This window comes from Spirulina sp. CCNP1310, assembly GCF_034932185.1.
GTDB lineage: Bacteria > Cyanobacteriota > Cyanobacteriia > Cyanobacteriales > Spirulinaceae > Spirulina.
Map to the genome: position 1 here is coordinate 22,180 of NZ_JAYGHW010000103.1, position 6,689 is coordinate 28,868.

6 protein-coding genes and 1 pseudogene are annotated in these 6,689 nt (G+C 49.0%); 5 read left to right on the forward strand and 2 right to left on the reverse strand.

Annotated elements, in window-relative coordinates:
• The first annotated feature begins 22 nt into the window (after positions 1-22).
• The 5 genes and pseudogenes from VB712_RS19695 to VB712_RS19715 all read left to right on the forward strand — a co-directional run bounded on the left by VB712_RS19695 (position 23) and on the right by VB712_RS19715 (position 3,871).
• Positions 23-1,255, forward strand: a complete 1,233-nt coding sequence (locus VB712_RS19695; RefSeq protein WP_323257917.1) for a glycosyltransferase family 4 protein — start codon at positions 23-25, stop codon at positions 1,253-1,255.
• Positions 1,256-1,283: 28 nt separating this feature from the next.
• Positions 1,284-2,153 (forward strand): SDR family oxidoreductase, encoded by an 870-nt coding sequence (locus tag VB712_RS19700; RefSeq protein WP_323257919.1) that lies wholly within the window; start codon positions 1,284-1,286, stop codon positions 2,151-2,153.
• Positions 2,153-3,121, forward strand: coding sequence for a glycosyltransferase family 4 protein (locus VB712_RS19705; protein ID WP_323257920.1), 969 nt, complete (start codon positions 2,153-2,155; stop codon positions 3,119-3,121). The genes VB712_RS19700 and VB712_RS19705 overlap by 1 nt, the downstream gene beginning before the upstream one ends.
• Positions 3,122-3,124: 3 nt before the next feature.
• Positions 3,125-3,682 (forward strand): annotated as a pseudogene (locus tag VB712_RS19710) (Uma2 family endonuclease).
• Between the two features lie 75 nt (positions 3,683-3,757).
• Positions 3,758-3,871, forward strand: coding sequence for a hypothetical protein (locus VB712_RS19715; protein ID WP_416236411.1), 114 nt, complete (start codon positions 3,758-3,760; stop codon positions 3,869-3,871).
• A 6-nt stretch (positions 3,872-3,877) separates the two neighbouring features.
• Here VB712_RS19715 and VB712_RS19720 read toward each other — a convergent pair whose 3' ends face one another.
• Together VB712_RS19720 and VB712_RS19725 are read right to left on the reverse strand one after the other, a co-directional pair.
• A complete protein-coding gene (locus VB712_RS19720; protein ID WP_323257925.1) occupies positions 3,878-4,588 on the reverse strand; it encodes a Uma2 family endonuclease in 711 nt (236 codons plus the stop codon).
• A gap of 244 nt (positions 4,589-4,832) precedes the next feature.
• Positions 4,833-6,242, reverse strand: coding sequence for a B12-binding domain-containing radical SAM protein (locus VB712_RS19725; protein ID WP_416236413.1), 1,410 nt, complete (start codon positions 6,240-6,242; stop codon positions 4,833-4,835).
• Positions 6,243-6,689 lie beyond the last annotated feature (447 nt).

Here is a 6,689-nt window from a genome sequence, read left to right on the forward strand (position 1 = left end):
TCATCAGCAGTCTTTTGATAAAATGTCAGTTAAAATATGGATCATTAATCAGTTTGGCAATACTCCCGATGTTCCCGGACACATTAGACAATATGAACTCGGTCAGTTTTTAAGCAATCAAGAGTACGAAGTAGAAGTTTTTGCATCCGATTATAATTTAACGCAAAGACAATATCGAAAACTAAAGCCAGGGCAAATTTGCCATAGCGAAAACTATCACAAGCTAAAATGGAATTGGTTGTATGCAACTCCTTACAAAATAAACAATTGGCAACGCTATGTTAACATGTTGTCTTTTTGTATCAGCTTATTTATCCTGGGCTTAATCAAGCCGAAACCAAAAATCATTATTGGCTCATCGCCTCAACTCTTAGCAGCCTTTACCGCATGGATACTGGCAAAAATTTACGGTTCTTACTTTTATTTTGAAGTTCGCGATCTTTGGCCCCAAGTCTTGGTAGAACTCGGTGGTAAATCCCCAAAAAGCCTCATGGTGAGAGGATTAGCTTGGGTTGAGCGGTTGTTGTACCAAGAAAGCGATCGTGTGATTGTTTTAGCATCGGGTGCTGTTGATTATGTGAAAAATCGCGGTGCAACAAAAGTGCATTGGCTTCCGAATGGCCCCGATTTAACAGAGTTTGAGCACAACATCACACCAAAACAAGCCAAGCAACAATACAATATTCCTTTCGATTGTACCTGTCTCATGTACACAGGCGCACATGGCACAGCTAATGCCCTCGCAACAGTGGTAGAAGCGGCTCGTATTTTGGATCATGAGTATTCTGAAAAAATTTTAATTATCTTACTTGGAGATGGCCCCGAAAAAGAAAACCTGATCCAACAAGCAGAAGGCATTCAGTGCCTTCAATTTAGAGCACCGATACCCAAACAGCAGATCCCACAGTTTCTACAAGCTGCCGATGGATTAATCCTAACTTTAAAAAACATCCCTTTGTTTCAGTATGGCGTTAGTCCGAATAAACTTTATGATTACTACGCATCTGGAAAGCCGGTTATTGTCGCAGTAGGAGGAGCAGTTAATGCAGAAGTTGAAGCCTACCAATTGGGTTGGGCTATTCCTCCAGAAAACTCACAAGACTTGGCTCAATCTGTCATGTCATTGTTCAAAACTTCCCCAGAAGATAAACAAGCCATGGGACAACGGGGAAAAAGCTTAGTTTATTCAACTTACTCTAGGGCCACGATCTGTCAAAAACTCTCGACTCTTATTCAAGAAGATGTTAACCATTAGCCTGGTAAAAACTTAAGTTATAACGCCAATGCCCCCCTCAATATTACTAACAGGTGCAACAGGGTTTACAGGTGGTTTTGTCTGTCAAAGATTAATCAATGAACAAATTCCTTTTGATTGCTTAATTCGCTCATCTTCTAACTCCAAGAAACTTCTAGATTTAGGTCTAAATTGTGTTGAAGCAGATCTGAATGATTTAAATTCCTTAAATCAAGTCTTACCCAACTACGAAATCTTAATCAACGTTGCATCCATTGGATTTGGAGCAGCAGCCACCATTGTTCAGGCTTGTGAAAAATCCGGAATAGAAAGAGCAATTTTTGTCAGTACAACAGCAATTTTTACGCATCTCAATGCTTCAAGCAAAGCAGTTCGACTGGCCGCAGAACGGACGATCAAAGAAAGTGCTTTGAACTATACAATTCTGCGACCAACTATGATTTATGGAACGCCAGAAGATCGAAACATGATCCGTCTTTTGCAGTTTTTAAAGAAATTTCCAGTTATACCAATTTTTGGCAATGGCGAATTTCTCCAGCAACCTGTTCATGTTGAAGATGTGGCTGGAGCAATTGTTCAAGTCATTGACTGCCCTCAGACCTATCGCCAAGAATATAACATTTCAGGCAAACACTCTTTAACCTATAATCAAATTATTGAAATAGCCAGCCAGTTATTAGAGCGAAAAACGATCAGGATACATATCCCAGTTGCTTTAGCGACTAAATGCATTAAAACCATACAATCTCTAGGGTTAAAGTTTCCCATTACAGAGGAGCAAATCTTGAGACTCAATGAGCATAAAAACTTTGACCACTCCCTAGCACATCAAGACTTTGGCTACTTGCCACGTTCATTTGAAGAAGGCATTCACCAGGAAATTCAACGTCTAAAATAATGACGATCAATTTGAGTCTTCTATTAGTCAGTTTGGCTGGTTTATTGGGTTTTTCGATTACTTATCTGATTAAAGAATATTTAGGACAGAAGTTTCTCGATATCCCCAACGATCGCAGCTCCCATCAACAACCCACCCCCAGAGGCGGCGGCCTCGCCTTTATTGTGGCCTTTTTCTTGACGAATACTTCAACACCCTTCCCTCCCAATCCCCCCCTCATCCCCCTCTGGCTCATCCTCACCCCCCTCACCCTCATCGGCATCCTCGACGATCGCCACAACCTCCCCGCCCGCCTGCGCTACCTCATCCAACTCAGCACCGCCGCCATCGCCCTCACCGCCTTCCCACCCCTTCCCATCCCCGGCCTCAACAGCTTAGGGTTAACGGGTCAAATCCTCGCCATCCTGCTCACCGCCATCGCCTTCACTGCCCTGATCAACTTCTATAACTTTATGGATGGCCTCGACGGCCTCGTCGCCAGCCTCACCGCAGCCCAACTCGCCTTCCTCGCTCTCTACCTCCAGCAACCGATCTGGTGGCTCCTCGTCGCTGCCCTCCTCGGCTTTCTCTATTGGAACTGGTCTCCCGCCAAAATTTTCATGGGCGACGTAGGCAGCACCGTCCTCGGAGCCTGCACCGCCATCGCCCTCCTCCAGAGCCAGACCCCCCCCCAACTCTGGGCCGCCCTCCCCATCATCTTCCCCCTCATCGGCGATGCCATCTACACCCTGATCCGTCGCCTCCTCAACCAAGAAAACATCTTCCAGGCCCACCGCACCCACCTCTACCAACGCCTCCACCAATCCGGCTGGAGTCATGGCCAAGTAGCGATCGCCTACCTCCTCCTCACCGCCCTCATCGCCCTCCTGATCACCACATCAGGCAGTATGGGCAGTCTTTTCAGTGGGGGAATTGTGTTAGGGGCGATCGCCCTCACCGAATACTATCTCGCCGCAAAATCTAGCTAAACCATGGTCACAACTCCCCAAACCACCCTAGCGCAATTCTTAGCCCAACCCGAAACTAAACCCGATCGCGAATACTTTGATTACCACATCGCCCCAAAACCCTTGCCCCAAGGCCAACATAGCCTGTTGCAAGGCCGTCTAGTCGCCTTCATCAACGAGCGCGTCTTACCCCAACAACTCGCCTATGCCTTGCCAGAATTACGCTGTACATTTAATGGCGTTTCCATCGTTCCTGATATTGCTGTCTTTACTTGGGCAAGGATTCCCAGAAATGAACAGGGCAAAATTGCCAACCGCTTCACCACCCATCCCAACTGGGTGATTGAAATTCTTTCCCCAGAACAATCCGCCAACCAATTAATTTAAAAAATAGCCTTCTGTCTTGCCCAAGGCACAGCCCTAGGCTGGCTCATTGATCCCCAAGATGAATCCGTCCTCATCCTCAAACCCGGTCAATTTCCCGAAATCCAGGCCAACTCAGACCCCTTAACCGTCCTCGCAGACCTCAAAGACCCTTTACAACTATCCGCCCCAGAGCTATTCAGTTGGCTCAACCTCTAGCACCCACAACCCTGGTTTTAAGATGGACACAACCAACTACGGGGATTTCGCCACTTTTTTCGCCATGCCTATGGTGTGCCTCTGGATTTTAAGCAGTTGCAAAGCAATGTCAGCGCGGTGATGCAGGTAAAACCGCTCTTAGATGAAGATGGCGATCGCCTCCTTCACACCCCAAAACCCCAGAATTAACTGATTCTAAGAATTTGGCTCAACCCCTAATTCCCGTAACTGCGCCGCCAAAGCATCTGCCCGCGCCCGCTCCTGTTCAGCCCGTTCCCGCTCCTGTTCAGCCCGTTCCCGTTCCTGTTCAGCCCTTGCCCGCTCCTGTTCCCAGGCATCACGTAACTCTGACGCTAACAGCAACCGTTCCCCAGTATCCTGACGGTAGAAGCCGATTAACCTCCCCTCCGCCACCAACCGCAGGCCCAAAGCCGCACTCAGACCCCCCTCAATCAACTCGTAGGTTTCCCCCACCAACCGATAACCCCGCAATTGCTCCTCAATCCATTCCCCCTTCGGGTCAAAGAGCCAATATTCCGCCACCCCCAACTGCCCATAGAGCGTGTACTTAAACCCCAGATCCTGCTGGCGCGTACTGGGGGAAGTCATCTCAAAAATGACACGGGGGACTTGTCCCTCTGCCCAAATTTTGTAATGATCCCGCCCCCCTGGAGCCACATCAAAAATCACCATCACATCCGGAGCGACCCGCAACCGAGGCATTCCCTCGGAATAGTACAAAAACTGATCCGCCAATACCGTCGCCTGTTGCCCCGCTAGGTATTCCCGCAATACCTCCAATGTCATCAAAATCGCGTCAACATGCTCATAGCTCTCAGCCAAGGGTTCACCATCCTCACTGGGGTAGAAAATTTCGCTCTTTTGTTCAATGACTGTGCTAGTCATAGGCTTTAATGACGATCATAGATATTAATTCCCAATTATAAACAAAACCCCAAGATTGCCAACTATGCCCCCCACCCTCTCCCCAACACTCACCAAAACTAATGGGTCTGAAGCCCCGCCCTTCCAGGGCGGCTTTTCTCGTCCAATTTATTTTGATGTCAAAGAATTGATGGGTGGAGGGCGAAAAATTTTTCGCCCCTACATTAAGAGGATTGCAGATCGCCCCCCACCACCAAGCCCATCCCTAACAAAGGGGGGCAACAGGTTTGGGAGGCATCACCGCCGGAGTTTCCCGCTGCGGCCAACCGTGAAGAATTCCCTCCAGCATGGGGCGAATTTTCGCCACCTGTTCCGCCCGAATGATCCGATCCCAAAGGGGTTCAAACTTTTTCCAACCCCCCGCATAGAAGAGGTGACGAGCGCGATCATTCCAATTGTTTTTGGTCCAAGCCCCTTGGAAAATTGCCCCCCAGCGGTAGAACTGCTCATAGGCTCGCCAGTAGATGGCCTCTAATTCTGCCGGTTGGAGTTGGGCGGGTTGAAAGACGGTGTGGCGGGTATCGTAGTCGGGCCAATGGTGATGGAGGAGACGGCCTTGGGTCGCCATGCGCTCGTAGAGGGCTGTGCCGGGGTAGGGGGTGAGGATGTGAAATGTGGCGGTTTCAATGCCCTGCTCAATGGCCCAGGCCACGGTGCGATCGCCCACGGTGGCATCATCCCCATCCATACCAAACACAAAACTACCGTTAATCATCACACCATAATCATGGAGGCGGCGGATCGCTTCGGTATAATCCCGGTTGAGGTTGTGGAATTTATGTTGTTCCCGTAGGTTGGCGGTATTGAGGGTTTCAAACCCGACAAACAAGCTGCGTAACCCACTCTCTACGGCCTTTTCCAGTAATCCGGGTTTTAAAATCGTTTGAATTGTCCCCGCTGCTTGCCAAACCCGATTCATCCCCCGCATCCCGCTAAAGAGGGCCTCGGCAAAGGCAGCATGACCAAACAGATGATCATCAAGGAAAAAAAGATGGCGGCCCGGGAGTCGTTCAATTTCCGCCAAGGCTTCATCTACGGCTTGGGTATAAAAGGATTTTCCCCCCGCATAAAAGGCATCTTTATAGCAAAAATCGCAATGGTGAGGGCAGCCCCGTGAAACGACGATGGAATTGGGGACTAAATACCGCTCCCGTTTAATCAGATCCCGACGAATGGGGGGCATACCAACGAGCGATCGCACCGTCGATCCATAGATTTTTTGCACCTTGCCCCCTTGCCAATCCGCCCAAAATTGCGGCCAAGTGTCTTCCCCAGGGCCAAGGAAAATTGTGTCAGCATGGGCGGCGGCTTCTTCGGGTAAGGCGGTGACGTGCAGCCCCCCCAAACAAATATAGGCCCCCTTCCGGCGGTAATGATCCGCCAATTCATAGGCGCGATGGGCAGAGGTGATATAGACCTGAATCACCACCAAATCCGGTTCATCCTCCAGATTTAAGGGTTCAACGTGCTCATCTTGGAGATCAATTTCGGCATCCTCTGGGCAAAAGGAGGCGATCGTTGCCAACCCCAAGGGCGGAAAGAGAGAATATTTAATCGGCCGCCAATGGGGACTCAGGGCCTCGGTGAGGGCCGGTAAAATCATTTTGATGCGCATGGGAAATTCTGCTGAAAAGATGGAGCCATCTTCAGGGGGGCGATCGCCTTTTCCAGTCAACGCTTGATTAAGAATAATGGCGAAATATCAAGTTTTTTAGAGGAGGAAAGAGGATAGAGAAGAGAGAAAAGAGTGAAAAGGTGCTTTCTCACTCCTCACTGCTCAATCCTGACTCTTATACAAAAATCCCCTTCCCATTGAGGAAAGGGGATGATATAGCGGATTGCGAAAGTATGAGAACACCACTTCCCCCTTTTTAAGGGGGATTGAGGGGGATCTTTGTACCTCAAGTTTGTGAAAACTGCTATATTTGCAAAGGCTTGACACTCCCCGCGCTAAAGCGACGGGGATTCTTGGTTCATCGACCGGACTTAACCGAGCAGGATTGCTCCAACCCAGCCAGAGGTCTAATCTCCCCAAGCGTATAACTTCCCGTTTGCCCCACGG

What these genes read in the sequence shown, in the direction of transcription:
- VB712_RS19695 (WP_323257917.1), top strand. Translation starts at nt 23, where the DNA reads ATGTCAGTTAAAATATGGATCATTAATCAGTTTGGCAATACTCCCGAT.
- VB712_RS19700 (WP_323257919.1), top strand. Translation starts at nt 1,284, where the DNA reads ATGCCCCCCTCAATATTACTAACAGGTGCAACAGGGTTTACAGGTGGT.
- VB712_RS19705 (WP_323257920.1), top strand. Translation starts at nt 2,153, where the DNA reads ATGACGATCAATTTGAGTCTTCTATTAGTCAGTTTGGCTGGTTTATTG.
- VB712_RS19720 (WP_323257925.1), bottom strand. Translation starts at nt 4,588, where the DNA reads ATGACTAGCACAGTCATTGAACAAAAGAGCGAAATTTTCTACCCCAGT.
- VB712_RS19725 (WP_416236413.1), bottom strand. Translation starts at nt 6,242, where the DNA reads ATGCGCATCAAAATGATTTTACCGGCCCTCACCGAGGCCCTGAGTCCC.